Annotated in this window: 20 protein-coding genes and 1 pseudogene; 8 read left to right on the forward strand and 13 right to left on the reverse strand. The window is 71.7% G+C overall.

Going from position 1 to position 22,692, the window contains the following annotated elements:
• Nucleotides 1-16 precede the first annotated feature (16 nt).
• The 9 genes from rpe to EIL87_RS07810 all read right to left on the reverse strand — a co-directional run bounded on the left by rpe (nt 17) and on the right by EIL87_RS07810 (nt 10,859).
• The gene (gene rpe, locus EIL87_RS07770; protein ID WP_125089766.1) at nt 17-697 is read right to left on the reverse strand and encodes a ribulose-phosphate 3-epimerase; all 681 of its coding nucleotides are present in this window, start codon (nt 695-697) and stop codon (nt 17-19) included.
• 115 nt (nt 698-812) lie between these two features.
• On the reverse strand, nt 813-2,198 hold the full coding sequence (locus tag EIL87_RS07775; protein WP_125089494.1) for an amino acid permease: 1,386 nt from the start codon (nt 2,196-2,198) through the stop codon (nt 813-815).
• A gap of 121 nt (nt 2,199-2,319) precedes the next feature.
• A complete protein-coding gene (locus EIL87_RS07780; protein WP_125089495.1) occupies nt 2,320-2,727 on the reverse strand; it encodes an OsmC family protein in 408 nt (135 codons plus the stop codon).
• Nucleotides 2,728-2,798: 71 nt separating this feature from the next.
• The gene (locus tag EIL87_RS07785; RefSeq protein ID WP_199740303.1) at nt 2,799-3,245 is read right to left on the reverse strand and encodes a nucleoside deaminase; all 447 of its coding nucleotides are present in this window, start codon (nt 3,243-3,245) and stop codon (nt 2,799-2,801) included.
• 14 nt (nt 3,246-3,259) lie between these two features.
• Nucleotides 3,260-4,669 carry an RsmB/NOP family class I SAM-dependent RNA methyltransferase gene (locus EIL87_RS07790; protein ID WP_125089496.1) on the reverse strand — a complete coding sequence of 470 codons (1,410 nt, stop codon included), beginning with the start codon at nt 4,667-4,669 and terminating at the stop codon, nt 3,260-3,262.
• Nucleotides 4,666-5,589, reverse strand: coding sequence for a methionyl-tRNA formyltransferase (gene fmt / locus EIL87_RS07795; RefSeq protein ID WP_125089497.1), 924 nt, complete (start codon nt 5,587-5,589; stop codon nt 4,666-4,668). The genes EIL87_RS07790 and fmt overlap by 4 nt, the downstream gene beginning before the upstream one ends.
• A 2-nt stretch (nt 5,590-5,591) precedes the next feature.
• A complete protein-coding gene (def, locus tag EIL87_RS07800) occupies nt 5,592-6,137 on the reverse strand; it encodes a peptide deformylase (protein ID WP_125089498.1) in 546 nt (181 codons plus the stop codon).
• A 1,185-nt stretch (nt 6,138-7,322) separates the two neighbouring features.
• Nucleotides 7,323-9,116 (reverse strand): gamma-glutamyltransferase, encoded by a 1,794-nt coding sequence (gene ggt / locus EIL87_RS07805; RefSeq protein WP_125089499.1) that lies wholly within the window; start codon nt 9,114-9,116, stop codon nt 7,323-7,325.
• A gap of 159 nt (nt 9,117-9,275) precedes the next feature.
• On the reverse strand, nt 9,276-10,859 hold the full coding sequence (locus tag EIL87_RS07810; RefSeq protein WP_125089500.1) for a putative glycoside hydrolase: 1,584 nt from the start codon (nt 10,857-10,859) through the stop codon (nt 9,276-9,278).
• Nucleotides 10,860-11,078: 219 nt separating this feature from the next.
• Here EIL87_RS07810 and EIL87_RS07815 point away from each other — a divergent pair, with 219 nt between their 5' ends.
• The 6 genes and pseudogenes from EIL87_RS07815 (at nt 11,079) to EIL87_RS07840 (ending at nt 16,644) form a co-directional block, all read left to right on the forward strand.
• Complete coding sequence (locus EIL87_RS07815; RefSeq protein WP_199740304.1) at nt 11,079-12,059, forward strand: polysaccharide deacetylase family protein; 981 nt, start codon at nt 11,079-11,081, stop codon at nt 12,057-12,059.
• Between the two features lie 240 nt (nt 12,060-12,299).
• Complete coding sequence (locus EIL87_RS07820; RefSeq protein WP_125089502.1) at nt 12,300-14,471, forward strand: sensor histidine kinase; 2,172 nt, start codon at nt 12,300-12,302, stop codon at nt 14,469-14,471.
• On the forward strand, nt 14,468-14,848 hold the full coding sequence (locus EIL87_RS07825; protein ID WP_125089503.1) for a roadblock/LC7 domain-containing protein: 381 nt from the start codon (nt 14,468-14,470) through the stop codon (nt 14,846-14,848). The genes EIL87_RS07820 and EIL87_RS07825 overlap by 4 nt, the downstream gene beginning before the upstream one ends.
• Nucleotides 14,849-14,854: 6 nt before the next feature.
• Nucleotides 14,855-15,205, forward strand: a complete 351-nt coding sequence (locus EIL87_RS07830; RefSeq protein ID WP_125089504.1) for a DUF742 domain-containing protein — start codon at nt 14,855-14,857, stop codon at nt 15,203-15,205.
• A pseudogene (locus tag EIL87_RS07835) lies at nt 15,189-15,775 on the forward strand (GTP-binding protein). The gene EIL87_RS07830 and the pseudogene EIL87_RS07835 overlap by 17 nt, the downstream one beginning before the upstream one ends.
• Nucleotides 15,776-16,206: 431 nt before the next feature.
• The gene (locus tag EIL87_RS07840; protein WP_125089505.1) at nt 16,207-16,644 is read left to right on the forward strand and encodes a hypothetical protein; all 438 of its coding nucleotides are present in this window, start codon (nt 16,207-16,209) and stop codon (nt 16,642-16,644) included.
• Here EIL87_RS07840 and EIL87_RS07845 read toward each other — a convergent pair.
• From EIL87_RS07845 to EIL87_RS07855, 3 genes are read right to left on the reverse strand one after another with little or no spacing between them, the layout of a single operon-like run.
• Nucleotides 16,622-17,194, reverse strand: a complete 573-nt coding sequence (locus tag EIL87_RS07845) for a GNAT family N-acetyltransferase (RefSeq protein WP_125089506.1) — start codon at nt 17,192-17,194, stop codon at nt 16,622-16,624. The two genes, EIL87_RS07840 and EIL87_RS07845, sit on opposite strands and share 23 nt — an antisense overlap.
• A gap of 14 nt (nt 17,195-17,208) precedes the next feature.
• Entirely contained in the window at nt 17,209-19,233 is a 2,025-nt protein-coding gene (locus EIL87_RS07850; RefSeq protein ID WP_158628606.1) for a primosomal protein N', read from the reverse strand.
• An 18-nt stretch (nt 19,234-19,251) separates the two neighbouring features.
• A complete protein-coding gene (locus EIL87_RS07855; protein ID WP_125089507.1) occupies nt 19,252-20,235 on the reverse strand; it encodes a helix-turn-helix transcriptional regulator in 984 nt (327 codons plus the stop codon).
• Nucleotides 20,236-20,276: 41 nt separating this feature from the next.
• On the opposite strand from EIL87_RS07855, the gene EIL87_RS07860 reads away from it, so the two are divergent.
• Nucleotides 20,277-20,975, forward strand: a complete 699-nt coding sequence (locus EIL87_RS07860; RefSeq protein ID WP_125089508.1) for an SDR family NAD(P)-dependent oxidoreductase — start codon at nt 20,277-20,279, stop codon at nt 20,973-20,975.
• 43 nt (nt 20,976-21,018) lie between these two features.
• Nucleotides 21,019-21,474: a tRNA (cytidine(34)-2'-O)-methyltransferase gene (locus tag EIL87_RS07865; RefSeq protein ID WP_125089509.1), complete on the forward strand. Its 456-nt coding sequence runs from the start codon at nt 21,019-21,021 to the stop codon at nt 21,472-21,474.
• Here EIL87_RS07865 and EIL87_RS07870 read toward each other — a convergent pair.
• Nucleotides 21,461-22,168, reverse strand: a complete 708-nt coding sequence (locus EIL87_RS07870; RefSeq protein ID WP_125089510.1) for a YwaF family protein — start codon at nt 22,166-22,168, stop codon at nt 21,461-21,463. The genes EIL87_RS07865 and EIL87_RS07870 overlap by 14 nt on opposite strands.
• Nucleotides 22,169-22,692: the final 524 nt, after the last annotated feature.

Below are 22,692 nucleotides of genomic sequence, written 5' to 3' on the forward strand. Positions count from 1 at the left end.
TGCGCTGCGGTGGTGATCAGGCCCGGGCGCGCTCGAAGCCTGGTGCGGCCTTGGCGCGCAGGGCCTCGACGGCCTGCGCCGGGTCGTCGGCGTTGTAGACGGCCGAGCCCGCCACGAAGCAGTCGACGCCGGCCTCGGCGGCCTGCTCGATGGTCTCGGCGTTGATGCCGCCGTCGATCTCGACGAGCAGCTTCAGGTGCCCGGTGTCGACGAGGTCCCGGGCCTTGCGGGCCTTGTCCAGGACCTCGGCCATGAACTTCTGGCCGCCGAAGCCCGGCTCGACCGACATCACCAGCAGCGTGTCGTAGTGCTTGAGGACCTCGACGTAGTCGTCGAAGTTCGTGCCCGGCTTGATCGCCAGACCCGCCTTGGCACCCGCCGCGCGCAGGTCCTTGGCGAGGTTGACCGGGTTGTGCGCGGCCTCGACGTGCACGGTGACGTTGTGGGCGCCCGCCTCCGCGTAACCCGGGGCCCAACGGTCCGGGTCGTCGATCATGAGGTGGCAGTCGATCGGGATGTCGGTGGTCTTGAGGATCGACTCCACGACCGGCAGACCCAGCGTGAGGTTCGGCACGAAGTGCGCGTCCATCACGTCGACGTGGAGCCAGTCGGCCCCCTTGCCGGGCTCCCCGCCGACGGCGGAGATCTCATCGGCGAGCCGGGCGAAATCTGCGGAGAGGATGGAAGGCGCGATCATCGGCTGGTTCGACACATGCGCGAGTTTAAATCCCTCCCGGCCACGCCGACGCCACGCCCTCCTCCGAGCAGCGCGCCCCCGGGGCGGCTGCGCTCCGGGGGCACACCTTTCTCGGTCAAGCCCGCTGCCTGCGGTTGATCACGTAGTAGGCGATCGACAGCAGCACGAGGAAGGGCACGCCGGCCTTCCACGCGGTGGTGAACTGCTCGGTGAACGGGGTCGTCAGCAGCACCGCCGCGACGAACAGCATCGCCAGCACCGTGGTCACCGGCGCGCCGGGCAGCTGCACCGCGGAGGGTTCGAGGCCCTGCGCGGCGCGGCGACGGCGGAACGCCAGGTGCGCGGCGAAGATCAGCACCCACACCAGCAGCGCCGCGAACAGCGCCAGGCCGACGAGCATCGGGAACGCGCTCTCCTCGGTGAACACCGCGAGCGCGGCGGCCAGCGCCAGGCCCGCCGCCGACAGCACGAGCGCCCGGCGCGGCACGCCGTTGCTGCTGACCTTGGCGAACCACCGCGGGGCGTAGCCGTCGAGCGCGAGCGAGTGCGTCATGCGCGCGGACAGGTAGAGGTTCGTGTTCATCGCCGAGAGCGCCGCGGTGAGCACCACGAAGTTCATGACCCCGGCCGCTGCGGGGATGCCGACCATGCTGAACAGGCGCACGAACGGGCTCTGCGTGATGTCGTCGGAGCCGGAGACCTCGTTCCACGGCAGGATCGAGACGACCACGAGCATGCCCATCACGTAGAACAGCGCGAGCCGCAGCACGGTGCTGCGCGCGGCGCGCGGAACGTCGCGGCCCGGGTCGCGGGACTCGGCGGCGGTCATCGAGACCGCCTCGGTGCCCAGGTAGGAGAAGGTGACCACGGTCAGCGCCAGCCACACCGCTCCGAGGCCGTTGGGCAGGAAGCCGCCGTGCTCGGTCAGCGCGCCCACGCCGGCGGGTTCGTGACCGGGCAGCCCGAAGACGATGTAGACGACGCCGAGGACCACGAACACCACGATGGTGACGACCTTGACCATGGCGAACCAGTACTCGAACTCGCCGAAGAAGCGCACCGCGGCGAGGTTGACCGCCAGCATGACCACCGAGAAGCCGACCACCGGTACCCACAGCGGCATCTGCGGGTACCAGAACTGCAGGTAGAGCCCGGCGGCGATGACCTCGCTGCCGATGTTGACCACCTGCGCCGCCCAGTACATCCAGCGGGAGACGAAGCCCGGCAGACCGCCGAGGTACTCGCGGATGACCGCGCCGAAGCCGCCGGCCTCCGGGTGCACGACGATCATCTCGGCCAGCGCGTAGGCCAGCGCCAGCGCGGCGAAGGCGGCCACGGCGTAGGCGATGATCACCGCGGGGCCGGCGGTCGAGATCGCCAGACCGGAGCCGAGGAACAGCCCCGTCCCGATCGCACCGCCGATGGCGATCATGCCGACCTGGCGTCCCGAGAGCGCCCGGCGCAACCCGGACCTCTGGGCCGCTGCGGTGTCCTCAACCACCTGACTGCCTCCTGCTCGTCGCCGACCTGTTCGGACGTCCGAGCACCTTACGACGCGCGGCGCCGCCGGTGACCCGCAGCTGCCGAAATTCGCCTGCGCGTCCGAACCCCTGGCGGGCCGGTCAGCGCGGGAGGGTGAGGATGATGGGGGTGGACTCCTCGACGGAGCGGCTGACGGTGCAGTACTTCTCGACGGCCCGCTGGACGGCGTCGAGGAGCTTGTCGCGGTCCTGCACGCCGTCCAGCTCCGCTTCCAGGGACACCTGGATCTCGGCGAACTTGTGCTCGTCCTCGGTGTCCTTCGTGCGGTCGGCGTGGGCGACGAGCCTGGCGTCCTCGCCGATGCGCCGGACGAAGAGGTTCTCGCTGGTGATCGCCGAGCACGCGGCCACAGCCGCCAGCAGCAGCTCACCGGGGGTGAACGCGCCGGGGGCTCCGTCCCGGCCCACGGCGACCTCGGCGCCGCGGGCGTTGGTCGCGGTGAACGTGTGCTCGCCGGTGCGGGTCACTTCGACCGGAGTGGAGGACATGGGACCACCTTCGAATTCGTCGCCTGTTCGGGCAAACCGCCACCGCGGGCCGGTTGTTCCCGCCGGACCGCTCAGCCGTCCTCGCCGATGTCCTCGTACCACAGGCGGGGGTGCGCGGTGATGAAGTCGGCCATCATCCGCACGCAGCCGGGGTCGTCGAGGACGACCACGTCGACGCCGTGCTCGGCGAGCCAGTCGTGACCGCCGTGGAAGTTGCGCGCTTCCCCGATGACGACCCGGCCGATGCCGAACTGCCTGATCAGGCCGCTGCAGTACCAGCACGGTGACAGCGTGGTGACCATGGTCGTGCCGGTGTAGGAGCGCTGCCGCCCAGCGTTGCGGAAGGCCGCGGTCTCACCGTGCACCGACGGGTCGTCGTCCTGCACCCGCCGGTTGTGCCCGCGCCCGAGCACTCCACCGTCCGGGCCGATGAGCGCGGCGCCGATGGGGATGCCGCCCGAGTTGAGGCCCGCTTCGGCCTCCTCGACGGCGACCGCCAACCACTCCCGGTAGTTCACGTGGCCTCCCTCGATCAGACCCGGAACAGGGCGCAGAACATGGCGTCCGTGCCGTGCTTGTGCGGCCACAGCTGCACCCCGGGCCCGTCCCCGAGGTCCGGCACGTCCGGGAAGTGCTCGCGCGCGTCGAGCTGGGTGACGCCGGTGCGGCGCACGACGTCGGCCACCACGCCTTCGGTCTCGGGCAGGTGCGGCGAGCACACGACGTACCCGACGACACCGCCTCGGCGGGTCAGCTCGATCGCGGAGGTGAGCAGTTCGCGCTGCAGCTTGGCCAGTTCGCCGACGTCGCCGGGCTGGCGCCGCCAGCGGGCTTCGGGACGCCGGCGCAAGGCGCCGAGGCCGGTGCACGGCGCGTCCACCAGGACGCGGTCGTAGCCGGGCTTCAGGCCGGTTTCCCGCCCGTCGACGGTGTGCACGGTGACCGACAAGCCCTCGGTGGCCGAGCGAACGAGGTCCGCGCGGTGCGGTGCCTGCTCGACGGCGTCGAGCGTGCCGCCGTCGAGGGTGATCAGCGCGCCCAGCAGTCCGGCCTTGCCGCCGGGACCGGCGCACAGGTCGAGCCAGCGCAGGTCGGAGCCCTCGACCTCGGGTTGGGTGAGGGCGAGGGTGACCAGCTGGCTGCCCTCGTCCTGCACGGAGGCGAATCCCTCGTGCACCGGTTCCAGCTCGCCGGGGTCACCGGCGCCGGCTTCCAGCCGCACGCCGTAGGGCGAGTAGGGCGCCGGGTCGCCACCGGTGATGGCGGCGAGCTCGTCGGCGCTGATCTCGCCCGGCCGCGCGGTCAGGTGCACCGCCGGGCGCGCGTCGTCGGCGGCCAGCGCCGCTTCGAGCTCGTCGAGGCCGAGGGCGTCGGCGAAGGCCTGCGCGATCCACTTCGGGTGCGCGTGCTTCATCGCCAGGTAGCCGACGGGGTCGGCCGTGCGGTCCGGAGCGAGCTGGTCGACCCACTCCTGCTCGTCCTTCTCGGCCGCCCGCCGAAGCACGGCGTTGGCGAAACCGGAGAGCTTCGAACCGTTCTCGAACCGCACGATGTCCACAGTGGAGGCGACGGCGGCGTGCGCGGGGATCCGGGTGCGCAGGACCTGGTACACCCCGACGCGCAGCGCGTCGAGCACCTTCGGGTCCACCTCGGACAGCGGGCGCGTGCTGCACTCGCCGATCACCGCATCCAGCAGCCCCTGCGCCCGGCAGGCGCCGTAGGTGAGCTCGGTGGCCAGCGCCGCGTCGCGACCGGAGAGGCGGCGCTGCTTGAGCAGCGGCGGCAGCGCGAGGTTCGCGTAGGCGTCGCGCTCGCGGACGGCGCGCAACGTCTCCACCGCCACCAGCCGCACCGGGTCGACGTCCACCGGTCGCGGGGTGCCCTTGCGCTGCGGCGGGCGTGCCTTCGACGGGCGGTTGGGCCGTCGGCGGCGTTCGTTCACTGGAGCTCTTCTCCTTGCTCGAGGCGTGTTCCGCGCGCCCAGTCGGTGGCGGCCATGCGCTTCTTGCCCGCGGCCTGCACCTCGCCGAGCGCGACGGCGGTGGTGCCGGTGCCGACGAGGACGCGGCGCTTCTGGACCTCGATCTCGCCGGGCCGCAGCTTCTCCTCGGTGACGGTGACGGGACCGAGCTTGAAACGCTCCTCCCCCAGCCACGCCCACGCCCCGGGGTCCGGGGTGACGGCGCGGATGAGGCGGTCGACGGCTGGGGCCGGCTCGGTGAAGTCGACCTTGGCGTCCTCCACGGTGACCTTCGGCGCGTAGCTGACCCCGTCGGTGGGCTGCTCCTCGGCGCGCACCGTGCCGTCCTCGACGCCGTCGAGCGTGGCGGTCATCAGACCGGCACCCGAGACCGAGAGGCGTTCGAGCAGGTCACCGGCCGTGTCGGTGGGGAGGATCTCCTCGGTGACCACGCCGAAGACCGGACCGGCGTCGAGCTCGCGGACGATGCGGAAGGTGCTCGCACCGGTGATCTCGTCGCCGTGGCGGATCGCGGCCTGCACAGGCGCGGCCCCGCGCCAGGCGGGCAGCAGCGAGAAGTGCAGGTTGATCCACCCGTGCTGCGGGATCGACAGCGCTTCCTCCCGCAACAGCGCGCCGTAGGCGACGACCGGGCAGCAGTCGGGCCCGATCTCGCGCAACCGCGCCAGGAACTCCGGGTCGGAGGCCTTGGCGGGCGTGAGGACTTCGATGCCGTGCTCGTCGGCGAGCGCGCCGACCGGCGAGCGCACGAGCTTGCGGCCGCGCCCGGCGGGCGCGTCGGGGCGGGTGACGACGGCGGCGACCTCGTGCCGGTCGGAGTCGACCAGCGCTCGCAGCGCGGGCACGGCGGCCGCGGGTGTTCCGGCGAAGACCACGCGCATGGTCAGCGGCCTCCGAACAGCGGGTGCGGGTTCTGCTTCATGACGGGGACGGTGCCGTCGAACCAGGGGGCCTGCCGGATCTCGCGCATGGCGGCCTTGCGGGTCTCCTCGTCGAGGCGGTCCAGGAACAGCACGCCGTCCAGGTGGTCGGTCTCGTGCTGGATGCAGCGCGCCAGCAGGTCGGTGCCCTCGACCTCGACGGGTTCACCGTGCGCGTTCCAGCCGCGCGCGACGACGTGCTGGGAGCGCAGGCAGTCCCAGGACATCCCGGGGATGGACAGGCAGCCCTCGGGTCCGAGCTGGTCGGTGTCGCCGACCGCGGTCCAGGTGGGGTTGATGAGGTGCCCGGCGAAGCCGTCGCAGTGGTAGGTGAACACGCGCAGGCTCACGCCCAGCTGCGGTGCGGCCAGGCCGGCGCCGCCCTGGTCCTCCATGGTGTCCCAGAGGTCCTTGACGAGGGTGCGCAGCTCCTTGTCGAAGTCGACCACCTCGTCGGCCTTCGTGCGCAGGACGGGGTCGCCGAAGAGTCTGATCGGCTGGACGGTCACCTGGTCTCCCTGAAACGTCGACTACGACCCGACGAGTCTAGTCGCCGACCAGCACACCCCCACTCACCGCCGCACCCCACCCCTCGATCACCAACCACCCCACCCCACGCCCCGCGGGGCCCACCCCCGCGAACAGAACCCCGCGCGACCTGTCGAGCCGACACAACTTCGCGAGAACTTCGCACAGCAACACCCGACCAGCACCAACACACCCGGCCATCCCCCTGGACCCCGCGTGTCGGAACAGGAGAGCCGGGCCCCACGCGCACAAGGCCGTGCGCGGACCCCACGCCATGCCGCGCGACACCGGGGACCGACACCTCGCACGACACCACCCAGGACCGACACTCGCACGACACCACCAAGGCCCGAGGACGCGTTTGCGGCCAAGCACCCCAAGTCAAGGCACCCCCGGCTCGTTGACGGCGGGACTTTCGCGCGCGATCTCGGGCCCGAAGATCGCCTCGCACTGTCACGCGAAGTCGAAACAGCGCTGTCCAGCACCAACACACCCGGCCGTCCACCTGGACGCCTCGCGTCGGGACAGGGGAGCGAGCCGGGCCACGCGCACATGCCGTTCACGGAGTCGAAGTCACCTCACGCGACACCCTCGGGCGACACCACCGGGACCGGTACCTCGCGCGACACCACCAGGTCCGGGGACGTCTTGCGGCCGAGCACCCCAAGTCACGGCATCCCCCGGCTCCTTCGGTTCGGTGGAGGCAGGACGGCGTTACTTCGCGCGCAACCTCGGGCCCGAAGATCGCCTCGCAATGTCACGCGAAGTCGAAACAGCGCTGTCCAGCACCAACACACCCGGCCGTCCACCTCGACGTCTCATGTCGGGGCAGGAGAGCCGTGCTCAGCGCGTGAAACATCGGTCGCGGGGTGACGACACCTCACGCGACAGCACCCGGATCCGGGGACACGTTGCGGCCGAGCACCCCAAGTCACGACACCTCCCATCCCGTTCGGTGGAGGCACGACGGCGCTACTTCGCGCGCAACCTCGGGCCCGAAGATCGCCTCCTAATGTCGCGCCGAAGTTCGAACAGCAAACGCCCTGACCAGCACCAACACACCCGGCCGTCCACCTCGACGTCTCGTGTCGGGGCGGGAGTGGTGGCGACGCGCGGGATGTCGTTCGCGGGTGAACGACATCCCGCGCGACCGGGGCGTCGCTCGGTCAGGGGGTGGGGATGAGGACGGCGGCGGCTCCGCCGCCTCGGCGCTGCGGTTCTGCCGCCGCGATCCAGCGCCCGTCGGGCAGGCGCTCGACGCCGGTGGCGGCGCCGATCTCGTCGGTCGATTCGAACCGGTGGCCCAGCGCTTCGAGCTTGGCCGCTTCGGGCTGCGCGAGGAAGCCGGGCTCGGCGTCGGTGGTGGCGCTGTTGCGCTGCGAGGCGCGCGGTTCGGCGATCGCCTCGGCCAGCGACTGGCCCCGGTCGACCCGGCCGGTGAGCGTCTGCAGCACGGTGGTGATGATCGTCGCGCCGCCCGGGCTGCCCAGCGCCAGCACAGGCTCGCCGTCGCGCAGCACGATCGTCGGGCTCATCGAGCTGCGCGGCCGCTTGCCCGGCTCCGGCAGGTTGGGGTCCGGCACACCGGGCGAGACGGGCCTGAAGTTGAAGTCCGTGAGCTCGTTGTTGAGCAGGAAGCCGCGGCCGGGGACGACGATGCCGCTGCCGCCGGTCTGCTCGATCGTCAGCGTGTAGGCCACGATGTCGCCACGCGCGTCGGCCACCGTGAGGTGCGTGGTGTGGGGGCCCTCGTAGGGCTCGCCGCCGCCGCGACCGCCCTCGCAGCCTTGCGGCGACCCGGGGTCACCGGGCGCGGCGGGCGCGGGGATCACCGCGTCGTCGCTGATCAGGCACTCGCGGGAGGCCGCGAACTCGTCGCTGAGCAGCTGTTCGGTGGGCACGTCGGAGTAGGCGGGGTCGCCGACCCACCGGTTGCGGTCGGCGAAGCCGAGCTTGCTCGCTTCGAGGTAGCGGTGCAGGTAGCCGGTCTTGTCCGCGGGCCTCAGCTCGCCGCGTTCGAGGATGTTGAGCGCCTCGCCGACGGTCGTGCCACCGGATCCGGAGGGCGCCATGCCGTAGACGTCGAGGCCTCGGTAGTCGGAGTGCGTGGGCGCCTGGTCGAGGACCCGGTAGTCGCGCAGGTCGGCGCCGGTCATCCCGCCTGGCCGGACGTTCCTGCCGGCGGCCGGGTCGACCGGCGGCTCGGTGACGGTCTTGACGACGTCGTCCCCGATGTCGCCGGAGTGCAGCGCCTGCACGCCTTCGGTCCCGAGCTGCCGGTAGGTGTCGGCGAGGTCGGGGTTGCGGTGCACGCTGCCGACGGCGGGCGGCTGCCCACCGGGCAGGAACAGCTCGCGGGTGGCCGGGAAGGCGCTGAAGCGCTCCTGGTTGGCGGCGGTCTGCGAGCGGAAGGTCTCGTCGACGACGAAGCCCTCGCGCGCCAGCTGCTCGGCCGGGCGCAGGACCTCGCCGAGGTCCTTGCTGCCCCAGCGCTCCAGCGCGCGCTGCCAGGTCTGCGGGGTGCCGGGGACGCCGACGCCGAGTCCGCTGGTGACGGCCTCCTCGAACGGGATCGGCTGCCCGTTCTCCAGGAACATGTCCTCGCGCGCGGAGGCGGGCGCGGTCTCGCGTCCGTCGATGGTCTCGACCTCGCCGGTCGAGGCGTCGTAGTGCACGAAGTAGCCGCCACCGCCGATGCCCGACGAGTAGGGCTCGGTGACGCCGAGCGCGGCGGCGGTGGCCACGGCCGCGTCGGCAGCCGTGCCGCCGCGGCGCAGCACGTCGAGCCCGACCTGCGTGGCGTAGGGGTCGACGCTGGAGACAGCGCCGCAGTACCCGACGGCTTCAGCGCGTTTGGGCGGTTCCTGCTCGGCCTGCTGCGGGGACGCCGCCTGCGCCGCCGGCACCACCAGCGCGCACACGCCGAGCGCGCTCAACCCCACCCGGATGCTCGACCGCATCTGTCCCGGACCTCCTGGTGCGCTCCCTGTTCAGCGAGCGGCGCGGCCGTGAGCCGCGTGCGCCGGCACGCCTCCCGGGTGCGCCACTCCCACCAGGAGCGGCGGCGCACGCGTTCCAGGAGACGTGCCGGCTTCCGCTGCGAAGTTGACCTCAGCAACCTAACCCGTCGGCTTGAGCGCCGCCTCGTGGTAGCGGCAGTTCGGCGCCCACAGCAGGAAGGAGTTCATGCCGTTGCTGCCGGCGGCGTCGATCTGCGCGGCGACTTCGCCGGGACCGTAGGAGGCTCCGAGGCTGAAGTCCTGCAGCCAGGGGATGATCTGCACGTCCGTGCCCTCGACGGCCTTCGCGAACTCCGCCAGCGAGCGCTGCACGATGTCGTAGGGCTGGGTGTTGGGGTTGGCGACCCCGAACTCGCCCTCCGCCCAGTGCGAGGGGTAGACCATGGGTGCGATGTAGTCGACGTACTGGGACATCTGCCGGATGTCCTGGGCGATCTCGGTCGGCCGGTCGACCGCGATGCCGAACACGGAAGCGCCCAGCAGCGCGCCGCGCGAGCGCACCTCCGTCTGGGTTTGGCGCAGGAAGTCGGCGATGGCCGCCTCCGGGGTGCCGACCAGGTTCGGGATCCGCATCTGCTCGATGTGGCCGTCCGGGCGGCGCACGTAGTCGTAGAGCACGTCGTCGAAGCCGAGCTGGGCGGCTTCGGCGGCGATGTCGACGTTGTACTGGCGCACCACCGGGTCGGCGAAGTTGGTGAAGGCGAACTGGCCGTAGCCGCTGGACCAGGGCGAACCACCCGCGGTCTGCACGACGCGTTCGGGGTGGCCGCCGTTCCAGGACGCGGCACCGAGCACCGGGTCCTTGAACGCCACGAGCCGGCCGACCACGCGCACGCCCATGCCGTGCAGCTGGTCGAGGACCTCGCGGGCGTTGTAGTAGCCCTTGACCGCGCCGATCTGGTGCGCCATCGGGACCGCGGAGTCGTAGACGACTTCGCCGCTCTCGTCCTTGAGGTCGATCTCGACGGTGTCGATCTTGCCCTGGCGAGCCATCTCCAGGATGGGCTCGCGCAGCGACGAACTGGTCCAGGCCATGCCGGTGACGTGCACCGCCCGCATCCCCGGGTGCTTGACGTGGACGGTCATGGTGCGCTCGGTCCTGTTGCCCGCGAGGTCGGTGGCGACGACCTTGACGTCGCGGTCCGGTTTGTCGACCACGACGCGGAAAGCGCCTTGCGGGTCGGTCGAGACCCGCTTGCCGGCGACCTCCACGCGGTCGGCACCGTGCGCCTTGCCGGTCACGGTGACCGGGCGGTTGGGGGCTTCGGGACGCAGCGAGTCGTCGACCTGGAGGTCCGGCGGCGTGCTGTCCACAGTGAACTGGTGACTCGTGGTGTCTGAACCGAGCCAGGAGATGCTCCGCGGTGTGTCGACGACCAACTCGTGCCGACCGTCCGGCAGGCCGGAGGTGGCCATGGTCAAACCGCCTGGGACCTGGCGCGCAGGGACCTCCCGGCCGTCGATCGTGAGCTTGGCGTTGTCCACCCCCTGGATGCCCACCTCGGCACCCGGGTTCACCGGCTGAGCCAAACCGGTGACTCGTACGTCCTCTGTGGACAACGTTCGCAGCAGGAGGAGGCCGAAGAGCAGCACCAGCGCGGCACCGGCTCCGATCGCGACGAACTTCTTCCTACCGGTACTGATGGCCTTGATGCGGGAGCGCGCTGAAGCAGCATCCGACATCGGTTTCGCCTCCCCGACTTAGGCGAACTCGCGCGGTGCACGAATTTCGTTGCTTGGCAATTGAGTTCCGGACGCCGAAGCGCGGCCGGACATCCACTGTCGCAGTCGGATCGGGCTAGATCAATTGGCCACTTGGAGTATCCCTCCGGAGGAAGTTGATCTATACCGTTGGTTCCGATGTCACCTTCCACGACTCCGGTTCGCGCGGCGGCTCTCGCGATGTTGCTCGCGACGACCGCGTGCAGCGCAGCCCCCGCGCCCGCTCCGCCACCGCCTCCCGCCCCTCCCGCTGCACCACCCGCTCCCCCACCACCGCCGGACCCGGCGTCGGTCGGGGCCAACGAGCTCGGGGACGTGCCGGTGCTGATGTACCACCGGATCACACCCACTCCGACCAGCGTGTACGACCGGACACCGGTGGATTTCCGGGCCGAGCTCGAGCGCCTGGCCCGGGAGGACTACGTGCCCGTGACGGCCACCGAGTACGCCGCCGGGAAGATCGACATCCCGGCCGGCAAGCACCCCGTGGTGCTGACCTTCGACGACGGGTCGGCCTCGCAGTTCACTGTGGACGGAGCGGGCAACCCGCCACCGGAGTCGGCGATCGGCATCCTGCTCTCGGTCGCCGAGGCGAACCCCGGGTTCCGGCCCGTCGCGACGATGTACGTGTTCAACCCGCCGTTCGAGGAACCCACCGGACGGCGCAGCCTCACCTGGTTGCACCACAACGGCTTCGAGATCGGCAACCACACGCTCAACCACCCGAACCTCGGCAAGGTCTCCTCGGAGGAAGCGCAGCGGGAGATCGCCGGGATGCAGCGCGTCATCACCGACGCGGTGCCTGGCCTGCAGGTCGACTCGATCGCGTTGCCGCTGGGCATGCACCCCGACGACGAGCAGCTGGCCACCGACGGCTCGGCCGACGGCGTCACCTACCACCACACCAGCGTGATGCTGGTGGGCTCCAATCCCGCTCCGTCACCGCTCACCAGCGATTTCGACCCGGCGAACATCCCGCGCATCCGCTCGCAGGGCCCGGACGGCGAGGACGCGAACTACGGTTCCACGGCCTGGCTGGACAAGCTCGCGGCCGACCCCGCCTCCCGCTACACCTCGGACGGTGACCCGGCCACGACGTCGGCACCGCACGGCGCGACCGAGGACCCGGCCCCGACCGCACCGAACGTGCAGCGCTACTGAACCACCGAGGTCCCGCCCGCGGAACGCAGGTCTGCGGGCGGGGCGTCGGCGCGTGATCGGTTGCCCCTCACCAGGAACCGTCACCGTTCCGCATGCCGATCGTGACCGGCGCGTGAGCCGGGTTGGTGTGAACGGGCCCCCTGCGTTCACACCGCTGCGAAAAGCGCGACACGCAGCGTTGATCAGCTGCTAGCGTCCCGACATCACCACACCGCAGAAACCGGAGGGGGGTTTCCGCTGGTGACGTCACAGGACGCCGAGACTCATCACCGGACCATCAAGAAGCGGCTGTCGCGCGCGCTGACGCTGCCGATCGCGCTGCTGTCGGTCGTGCTGCTGTCCTCGACGGTGCCGCAGGGGGTCGAATCCTTCGTGGTCTGGCGGATCGGGGTCGCGGCCGACGAGGCGGCCACACCGGCGATGCGCGGGTTCGCGGCGCTGCAGCACGAACGGGACCTGTCGGTGCGGGAGGGGATCCCGCCCGCGCGGCTGGCGGCCGCGCGCGCCGAGACCGACCGCAACGTCGCCGAGCTCACCCGCACGCTGGAGTCGCTGACCGGCTACGCGCCCGCGCCGATCGCGGAGAAGACCGCGCAGTTGCAGCAGCGGCTGGGGGAACTGCCGCAACGCCGCCTGCTCGCGCAGAGCGGTGAGCTCACCCGCCGCGCGACCGTCGACTACTTCAACTCCGCCATCGACGCCGGCATCGACCTGTTCGACACCCAGTCCCGGTTGGCCCACGACATCCAGGTCACCCAGGACGGCATCACCGCCACGAACCTGCTGCGCGCCTCCGACCTGATGCAGCGCGCGGCGATGATCGGCAGCTCGGCCGTGGACTCGGGGCGCTTCGGAACCGGTGCGCACCACGCCTTCACTGAGCGGGTCTTCACCTACCGCAGCCGGCTGCGCGCCGAGAGCGCCCACGCCGCCCCGCAGGTGCGCGAGCGCTACCGCGAGCTGACGAACTCGCCCGCGTGGCGGCGGCTGACCGCGGTCGAAGACCAGCTGGTCGCGGCCGGTGCGGACGGCGTGCACACGATGTCGCCGGAGCAGCGGCGGGCCTGGCACGAGGACGTGGCCACCGTGGGCCGCGAGCTCAACGCGCTGGCGACGGCGCAGTCCGACCACGCCGTCACGCTCGGCATGACGCAGAGCTTCGCGAAGTTCGTCTGGACGATCACCGTCGTGCTGGTCGCGGTTGCCGCGGTCGGCCTGTGCTGGTGGTACTCGCGCCGCAACATCGGGTTGGCCGAGCAGGTCCTGCAGCGACTGGCCGGCTTGCGGGACGCGGTGCTGCGCCGCACCCACGAGCTGTTGCCGCCGATCCTGCAACGCGCCCGCAAGGGCAAACGCGTCGACGTCGACGCGGAGCTGGGCGAGCTGGACTTCGGGCGCGACGAGATCGGCCAAGTCGCCCAGGCGATGGAGACCTCCCAGCGCGCCACCATCGACGCGACGATCGGCGAAGCGTCCACGCACGCGGCGTTCCGCAACGCCATCGCCGCGATCGCCAGCGGGCAGCAGACGCTCATCCAGCAGGCCATCGTGCTCGTCGACGCCGCCGAGCACGACGAGCAGGACCCGGAACGGCTGCGGCGGTTGCTGCAGGTCGACAGCACGGTCACGCGGTTGCGCCGCAAGATCGAGAACCTGCGGGTGCTGGCCGGGGACAAGCCGGGACGTCGCTGGCGCGACCCGGTGCCGCTGAGCAAGCTCGTGCAGTCGGCGATCGGCGAGACCGAGCACTACACGAGGATCAACGTCCGCGCGGTGCCGCCGGTGGCGGTCAAGGGGCCGGCGGTGACCGATGCGGTGCGGGTGCTCGCCGAGCTGATGGACAACGCCACCCGCTTCTCGCCGCCGAACTCCTCGGTGCTGGTCCGGGTGGAGCGCACCACCGGCGACCGGGTGCTGGTGGAGATCGAGGACCGCGGCTTGGGCATGAAGGACGCCGACCGCCGGCGGATCAACGAGATGCTCTCAGCACCACCGGATTTCACCGCCACCTCGGTGCAGGACGACGTCCGGCTGGGCGTGGTCGTGGTCAGCAGGCTGGCGCAGCGGCGCGGCATCGAGGTCAGCCTGCACCCCGGAGAGGGCACCGGCACGCGCGCGTCGGTGGTGCTGCCCGCCGACCTCCTGGAGGAGCAGGTGCCCGCCCAGCCCGAGCGCAGCGGTGAGGCCACCCTCCGGATGAAGCGCGAACCCCGCAGCGCCTCCGAGCCCGCGGACTCCGGTGATCTCCCGCAGCGCACGCGCGGCACGACGCTCGCGCAGCTCACGAACCGGCCGAGCGCTTACCCGCGCGACGAGGGGCAGCGTCCGGACGTCGACGCGCGCCCGTCGGGTTCGGTGGCGTTCCTCAACCACATCCAGCGCGCTCGTTCTCAGCAGGAGGGACGTTCGTGAGCAGCGATGACCTGACCTGGTTGCTCGACGACTTCAGACGCCAGGTCGCCGACGCGCGAGGGATCACCTTGTTCTCCGCCGACGGCCTGCCCACCGCGTTCTCGGGCATGGCCGAGGAGGAGGCCGACGCGCTGGCCGCGTTGGGCGCCTCGATCAGCAGCGCGGCGACCGGGGCGAGCACGGCCACCGGCTCGGGTGCGGTGCGACACGCGCTGATCGAGAGCGACGAGGCGTACCTGCTGCTCCACCAGGCCGCCGAGCGCACGGGGCTGCTGGTGGTCGTGACCGTGACCGCGGACCTCGAGCTGACCGCGTCGGCGGTGGAGCAGCTGCTCGCGCGCGTGGGCGCGCACCTGGCGACCCCGGTTCGGCGGTGACGCGGGATGGTCGAGTGGAGCGCCGAGGAACCCGGGCCTCTGGTGCGGCCCTACGTGCACACCGGGGGCCGCACCGACTGCACCGGCGAGGAGCTGGACGTCTCGGCGCTGCTGAGCGCGATTCCCGGCACCGATGGGCACGGGCTGTCGCTCAGCGCGGCGGCGGTGCGGGAGCTGTGCGTGGAGCCGGTGTCGCTGGCGGAGATCGCCGCGGCGCTGGAGTGCCCGATCTCGGTGACGCGCGTCCTGGTCGGCGAACTCGTCGACCAGGGGATGCTGCGGTTGGCCGCGCCGCGCACCGACCGGCCTGACGTTTCGTTCATGGAGAGGCTGCGCAACGATGTCCGCAACCTGTGACCGGCCGACGACCTCGGCGAAGGTCGTGATCGCCGGGACCTTCGGAGTCGGCAAGACCACGATGATCACCCAGCTCACCGACCGGGAGCCGGTGCGCACCGAGGAGGTGCTCACCGAAGCGGGCGCGAACGTCGACGACCTGTCGGGCGTGGAGCACAAGGCGACCACGACCGTGGCGCTGGACTTCGGGCGCCTGGACCTGCCCAGCGGGCCGAAGCTCTACCTGTTCGGAACCCCCGGCCAGGACCGCTTCTGGCCGATGTGGGACAGCATCGCCCTGGGCGCGCTCGGCGCGATCGTCATCGTCGATCCGCAGCGGCTAGGTCAGAGCTTCGCGGTCCTCGACTTCTTCGAGGACCGCGGCATCCCGTTCGTGGTCGCCGTCAACGAGTCGACGGCGCACCGCGCCACCACCCGGACCAGATCGCCGCAGCCCTGGACCTCGACCGGGACGTCCCGGTCCTGCACTTCGACGCCCGGAGCAAGCCGGCCACCAAGGAAGTCCTGGTCGCCGTCCTCGACCGCGCCATCGCCCACCACAGGGCACCGACCCCTGCACCGAGCGTCTGACCGAAGCGTCGGTTCGCTCGATCGGGGGTGGGGTGGACACGTCGCGCGACGTGTCCACCCCACCCCCGATCGAGCGACTCCAGCCCCGTGAACTGCCTGCACAGGTGGCTGCTCTGATCGACTGGTCGAGACGCGAACCGCCGCGGCAGGCCGCACCTCGGCTTCACTGATCTTCGACCGGTACCCCACCACCACTAGGAGACGGGTTGCCCGAGGACCCACGTCCGCGAGTACTTCCGCCGTGACGGGACCGAGGTCAGGCCCCACACACGTCGTGGGCCGCGACGGAGGACCAGCGCAGTGGTCGCGGTCGCCCTCGGCGGATCGATCGCGCTCACCGGCGGCGGTACTGCGGCCTTCGAGGCAGGCTCGCTGCTCCAGCCGAAACCACGCACGAGCCGAAGAACGCGAAGAGCCCGATCGAGGTGGAGGTGCGGGCCGTCGCGCGCTGGAAGGCCCGCGGCTACCGGGTCGAGGTGGAGGAACGCAGACAGGTCGGAGCCTGCGGTGCCACGGCGTACGGCACCGTGAAGCGGTTCTTCGCTTCACACCCCCGCCGCACGCTGCACCGCTTCCTGGACGACCTCCACAAGCCCCGCGGCGGCAGCGTGGTGGTGGCCGCCTCGACCGTCGACATGCCCGACGTCGAGCCGGCCGATCAGTTCACGGACCTCGTGGACGCGCACGGCACGGGCAACGTCCTCGTACTCCCGGAGGAGTTCCAGACGTACCGCGTCCGGTTCACCGGCCACCGCTACGACTCGTGGCTGGAGGACACCCTCGCCACCCACATCCAGGTCGAACCGGCGGGCGGGCGCGAGCCGGGGTTGTTCACCACCACCGAGGTCATGCGCCTGGCCCGGTGGTGACGTCCTCGTCCCGCCACTGCTGCTGGGTGAGGGCGTACTCGACGTCGCCGTGCTTGGAGCCTTCGACAGGGCCTTCGGGCCAGGTGGTGAAGAACGTGCGGACGTAGCGGAGTCCTGCCTTCTCCATGACCCGGCGGGACCCGGTGTTGACCGTCATGGTCTGGGCCCAGACGCGGCGCAGGCCGAGGTCGGTGAAGCCCTTGCGGACGAGGGCCGCCGCTCCCTCAGTGGCCAGGCCCCGCCCCCACACACGGCGGTGCAGCCGGTAACCGAGCTCGAAGACGTCGGGCTCGTCCGGGGTGTCTGGGTGGAACTTGAACATGCCCAGGAACTCACCGCTTCGGCTGTCGACGGCGGCCCAGTTGCCGTGGCCGCCGAAGCAGGCGTAGCGGCCCAGGTACATCGGCAGGGTCCGCGTCCAGACCTCGTCGAAGGTCGTGGGCCGACCGCCGTTGATGAAGCGCATGACCTCGGGATCGTTGTTCAGGCGGAAGATCTCACCGGCGTCGGCCTCGGTGATCTCCCGCAGCACCATCCGTTCGGTCTCCATCAAGACCCTGCTCACTACAGCATCTCCAACGGGTCGAGCCGCACCTGCAGTTCCGTGGCCTTGCGTGCGGCGCGGACGGCTTGGGCCGCGTGCAGGGAGTCGGCGAGGGCGCGGCCTTCGGAGCGGTCGACGCGGACGATGAGGCGTTCCCGCTCGGAACTGCCGTCCTCGTCGACCTCGCCCAACGGCACCGGACCGAGGACTTCGGCGCTGGCGGGCAGCTCCGCCGAGTCCAAGAGTGCTTCGATCGCGTCGGGAGTGCCGTCGACCGCGGCGACCCGGCGGGCCGGTGGGAAGCCGAGTTCTGCGCGTTCGGCGAGTTCCTGCGCGGCGTACCAGGCGGGGTCCCAGCGGACGAGGGCCTGCACCGGCTGCAGCGAGGACTCGGCCATCACCACCACGCGCCCGCCTTCGGAGGCGGGCCGCACGAGCGCGGCCGCGGCGAACCACTTGCGCAGCGCGGTCTCGGCGGCGCGCAGTTCCGGTCGTCCGAGCATGGTGCGACCGTCGAGCAGCAGCGCCGCGCCGTAGCCGCCTTCGGCGACCGGTTCGGCGCCGGGCGTGCACACGATCAGCGCGGGCTTCGCCGGCACCTCGGCGAGGACGTCGCCCGCGCCGGAGGTGCGCACCGGGAACCCGGGGAACGCCCGGCCCAGCTCCTCTGCGGTGCGGCCGGCGCCGACGGCGATCGCGCGCAACCGGCGCGATCCGCACTGGGGACACTTGAACCCGGCCTCTGCGGCGCCGCACCACCGGCACGCGGCCGGTTTCGGCATGCCCTCCTCGGTCCCGCCGGGCAGCGCCAGCGGCCCCGAACACCGCCGGCAGCGGGCGCGCTCGCGGCAGTCCCCGCAGGCCAGCGCGGGGACGTAGCCGCGGCGGGGCACCTGGACCAGCACCGGGGCACCGATCTTGAGCGCAGCGCGGGCTGCCTCGAAGCCGACCGAGGGCAGCCGGGCGGCGCGGGCGGCGGGGTCGCGCGCCAGCTGGGTGTCGTCCTCGCCGATGGAGGTGACGCGCGGTGCTGCGCTGCGGACTTCGGTGCGGTGCGCGACGAGTTCGCGCGCCCAGCCGGACTCGGCCAGCAGCGCCGCCTCCGCGGTGCGCGCGAACCCGCCGACGATCAGCGCGGCGCCGGCGGTGTGGGCGCGCTGGGTGAGCACGTCGCGGGTGTGCGGGTAGGGCACCTGCGGGTAGCTGTGCAGGTCGTCGCCGTCGTCCCACACCACGGCCAGCCCCAGGTCGCGGACCGGCGCGAACATCGCCGCGCGCGTGCCGATGACCACCCGAGCGGCACCGCGCAACGCGGCCAGCCAGTGCTCGTAGCGCTCGGCCGGGCCGCTCTCGGCGGTCAGCGTGACCACGTCCTCGCCGAGCAGCGCCGCGCACGCGGTGTGCAACCGGGCGAGGTCGCGGTGGTCGGGGACGACGATCAGCGCTCCGCGGCCGCCGGCGGCCGCGGTCGCGGCGGCCTCGGCGAGCCGGGCGGGCCAGTCCTCACCCGGCAGCGCCTGCCACACCGCGCGAGCCGGGCGACCGGCGTGCAGCGCGTCCAAGAAGGACTGACCGTGCTGATACCGCTGCCACGCGGGCGCTTCCGGGCGTGGCGGGACGGGCAGCGGCTCCCGGCGCGCGGACTTCTCGGCGGCGGCGCTGCGCGGTGGGATCGCCAACCGCAGCACGTCCACGAGCATCCCGCCGTAGCGGTGGGCTACTGCCCGGACTTGGGCGAGCATCTCCGGCGTCAGCACCGGCTCCGGCGAGGACACCCGCTCCAGCCAGGCGAGGTTGCCCTTGAAGTCGGAGGTTTCGGTCCGCTCCAGCAGGTAACCGTCGACGAGCTTGCCCCGGAAGCGCACCCGCACCCGGCAGCCGGCCCGGGCGTCGGCGTCGAGCCGCTCGGGAACGCGGTAGTCGAACGGGCGGTCCAGGTGCACCGGCAGCGGAACGTCGACCAGCACGCGCGCGATCGGCTTGCTCGCCGCCGCCGTGCGCTCGGTCTCCTCCCCCTTCCGCTTCCGGGGCTGCCCACCTGCCATGCCTCTTCTCTACCATGCTCACCCCACGTGCCCGGGCTCCGGAGGCTCCCGGCGAGCGGGGGTTCGCGCGGCGGCACCGGCGAGGCGCTGCGCCAGGCGCTCCACCGATGCGGCCAACTCGGGCGCGTCGACCACTGTGAAGTCGCGGTCGAGCGCGGCGAGGTAGGTGGCCAGGTCGTGCGGGGTGTCAGCCCCGGCTTCCACCAGGCAGCTGCGCGGTCCCGACGCGGTGACGGGCCAGGCGACCGGGACGAGCCGGGCGATCTCCTCCGCCGAGTCGTGGACTTCGACCACGGCCCGGTAGTTCCACAGCACCTCCGCGATGCCGCGGGTGACGTGGCCGGTGAACCCTCCCTCCGGAGGTGGTCTCGGCTCGAAGCGAGGCCCGCCCGGGGTGCGCAGGCTCATCCGGTCCACCCGGAAGGTGCGCCAGTCCTCCCGCGCGAGGTCCCACCCGACGAGGTACCAGCGGCGGCCGGCGCTGACCAACCGGTGCGGCTCCACCTCCCGGCTCGTCACAGCCTCGTCGCGACCGCGGTGGTCGAAGCGCAGCCGCTCGTGGTCGCGGCAGGCACGCGCGATCTCGCTGACGACCTCGGGGTCGACGCCAGGACCGGGAACCGCCGCGCTCACGGCCTGCAACGCCCGCACCCGCCGACCCAACCTCGACGGGAGGACCTGGTGGAGCTTGGTCAGGGCGCTGATCGCCGCGTCCGACCCCGCCGAACGCAGCGCGAGAGCCACGGCGACGGCCTCCTCGTCGTCGAGCAGCAGCGGCGGCAGCTGCGCACCCGCACCGAGCCGGTAACCGCCGCCGACACCGGAGGTGGCGTGGACGGGGTAGCCCAGGTCCCGGAGCCGCTGCACGTCGGCCCGCACCGTGCGGGCGCTGACCTCCACGCGCTCGGCGAGGTCGTGCCCCGCCCACTGGCGGCGGCTCTGCAGCAGCGCCAGCAGGCGCAGCAGTCGTGCAGCGGTGTCCACCGCTCCATTCTCGGACATCGCGGAAGCACCCGTTCCGCGATGCCCGTGATGGTGGGGCCATGACGACAGCAGTGGTGACCGGAGGTTCGCGCGGCATCGGCCGCGCCCTCGTGCGCAGACTCGCGGCGAACGGGGCGGAGGTGGTGTTCAGCTACCTCGAGCACGAGGAGGAGGCCGCCGACCTCGCGGCGCGGACGGGCGCGCGAGCCGTGCAAGCCGACGTCGGGGTTCGAGCCGACCTGGACCGGTTGTTCTCCCACGTCGACGACCTCGACATCCTGGTCAACAACGCGGGCATCGCCTCCACGACGCCGATGGTGGACCTGACCGAGCAGGAGCTCGACCGCGTGTTCGCGGTCAACACCACGGGCCCGCTGCACGCCATGCAGCACGCGGTCCGCCGGATGTCCACGGGCGGGCGCGTCGTGAACGTCTCGAGCATGACCACGGTGTGGGCCTCGCCCGGCGAATCCGCTTACGCGGCCAGCAAAGCCGCCCTCGAGCAGCTGACGGTCGTGGCGGCGAAGGAACTCGGCGAGCGGGGCATCACCGTCAACGCCGTCTCGCCGGGGCCGACCGACACCGACTTCCTCCGCAGCGCGGTGCCGGAGTCGGCCCTGCAGGCCACCGCGGGCATGACCCCGCTCGGCCGGCTCGGCGCGCCCGAGGACGTCGCCGACGTCGTCGCCTTCCTCGTCAGCGAGGAGGCCCGGTGGGTGACGGGTCAGAACCTGCGCGTGACGGGCGGTCTCGTCTGACCCGTGCTGGGCGGTGGTGAAGGCCGTGTGAAAGCATTTTCGAGTGTTCCACGTCGTCTTCTACCACCCCGAGATCCCGGGCAACGCCGGGAACGCGATCCGGATGGCGGCCGGTTCCGGTGCCGCGCTGCACCTGGTCGAGCCCCTGGGGTTCTCGGTGGAAGACGCGAAGCTGCGCAGGGCCGGGCTGGACTACCACGACCGCGCGGCGCTGCACGTCCACGCCAGCCTGCGAGCGTGCTGGGACGCGCTGCGCCCGGACCGGATCATCGCCTTCACCACCCGCACCGAGACCTCCTACGCCGACGTCGACTACCGGCCGGGTGACGTGCTGCTGTTCGGGCCGGAGTCGACCGGGTTGCCGGAGGAGCTGATCGACGCGGCGACGCTGCAGGTGCGGATCCCGATGCTGCCCGGGATCCGGTCGATGAACCTCGCCAACTCGGCGGCCGTCGCCGTGTACGAGGCGTGGCGGCAGCAGGGCTTCAGGACGCCGTGACGCGCTCGCGGTGCCGCGTCCAGGGCCAGGTGAGCAGCGCCCAGGCAGCCATGCCGATGACGAGCTCCACGGCGAGGTAGGTGGGCCAACCGCCCATCAGGTCCAGCAGCGACGGGTTCTCAGGTTTGCTGGTGACGAACCCGTAGTTGGTGCCCGCGGCGTCGTTGAACGCCAGCATCGCCAGGCCCCACACGACGGTGGTGACCACCGCGGTCCAGTAGCCGCGCCAGGTTGGCCGGTGGCCGATCCCCCAGGTCAGGAAGGCCGCGGCCCAGATCACGAGCAGGTGCTGGCCCCAGAACTCGACGAAGTTGACGTGCGGGAAGTCGGGCGCGTCGAGCGCGGGCGTGATGATCGCCTGCGGGGTGAGGGTCAGGCCCCAGAAGTAGAGCACGGCGTGCGGCCCCGGCTGCCGCGTCCACAACGCCCAGGCCGCCACCACCCACGCGAGGTCGCACAGGTGCAGCGGCAGCGACTCGGCGATGTCCCACTGCCCCGGCATCAGGCGGTAGGCCAGGAGCGGAACGTTGAAGGCCAGCACCCCGACGGAGAACGCCCGGCACCACCGGTCGACCTGGGGCCCGCGCAACTCCCGCCCGAGCACGACCAGGGTCACCGACCCGGCCACGATGAGCGCGATCAGCACCCAGTGCGACAGGCCGTACGGCTCGAACCGATCGACACCCGGCCCCACACACCCAGCCTCACCCCACCGAGGGACCACGTCAATCCAGCCAGGGCGAGCACCGGCGGGCGACCGCCCAGCAGACTCCGCGACGCCGGGCCACGACAGGTGGGATCAGAGGCCCGCCACTGCTTCAGCACACGACACGTTCCTCAACCTCACCCACGCCTCAAATCCGACACACCTGCACCAGACGTGCACACACCCAGGCATCACGTCCCGACACGGCGAGGCGTCCCGCTTCGAAGTTCGCGCGACATTCGACACGGCCACACGCAGCGGTCCCGCTCAGAGCAGATCGCGGTCCCTCCCAGACCCGACACAGGCGACCACCCCGTGACCACCGGCACGTCTGCACTGCTCTCAGAGTCCCGTTCGAACTTCGCGCGACATTCGACACGGCCACACGCAGCGGTCCCGCCCAGAGCAACCACCGACCCACCCAGACCCGACACGCGCAGGCACCCCATCAGCACCGGCACGTTCGCACTGCTCTCAGAGTCCCGTTCGAACTTCGCGCGACATTCGACACG

This window comes from Saccharopolyspora rhizosphaerae, from assembly GCF_003931915.1.
GTDB classification, from domain to species: Bacteria; Actinomycetota; Actinomycetes; order Mycobacteriales; family Pseudonocardiaceae; genus Saccharopolyspora; species Saccharopolyspora rhizosphaerae.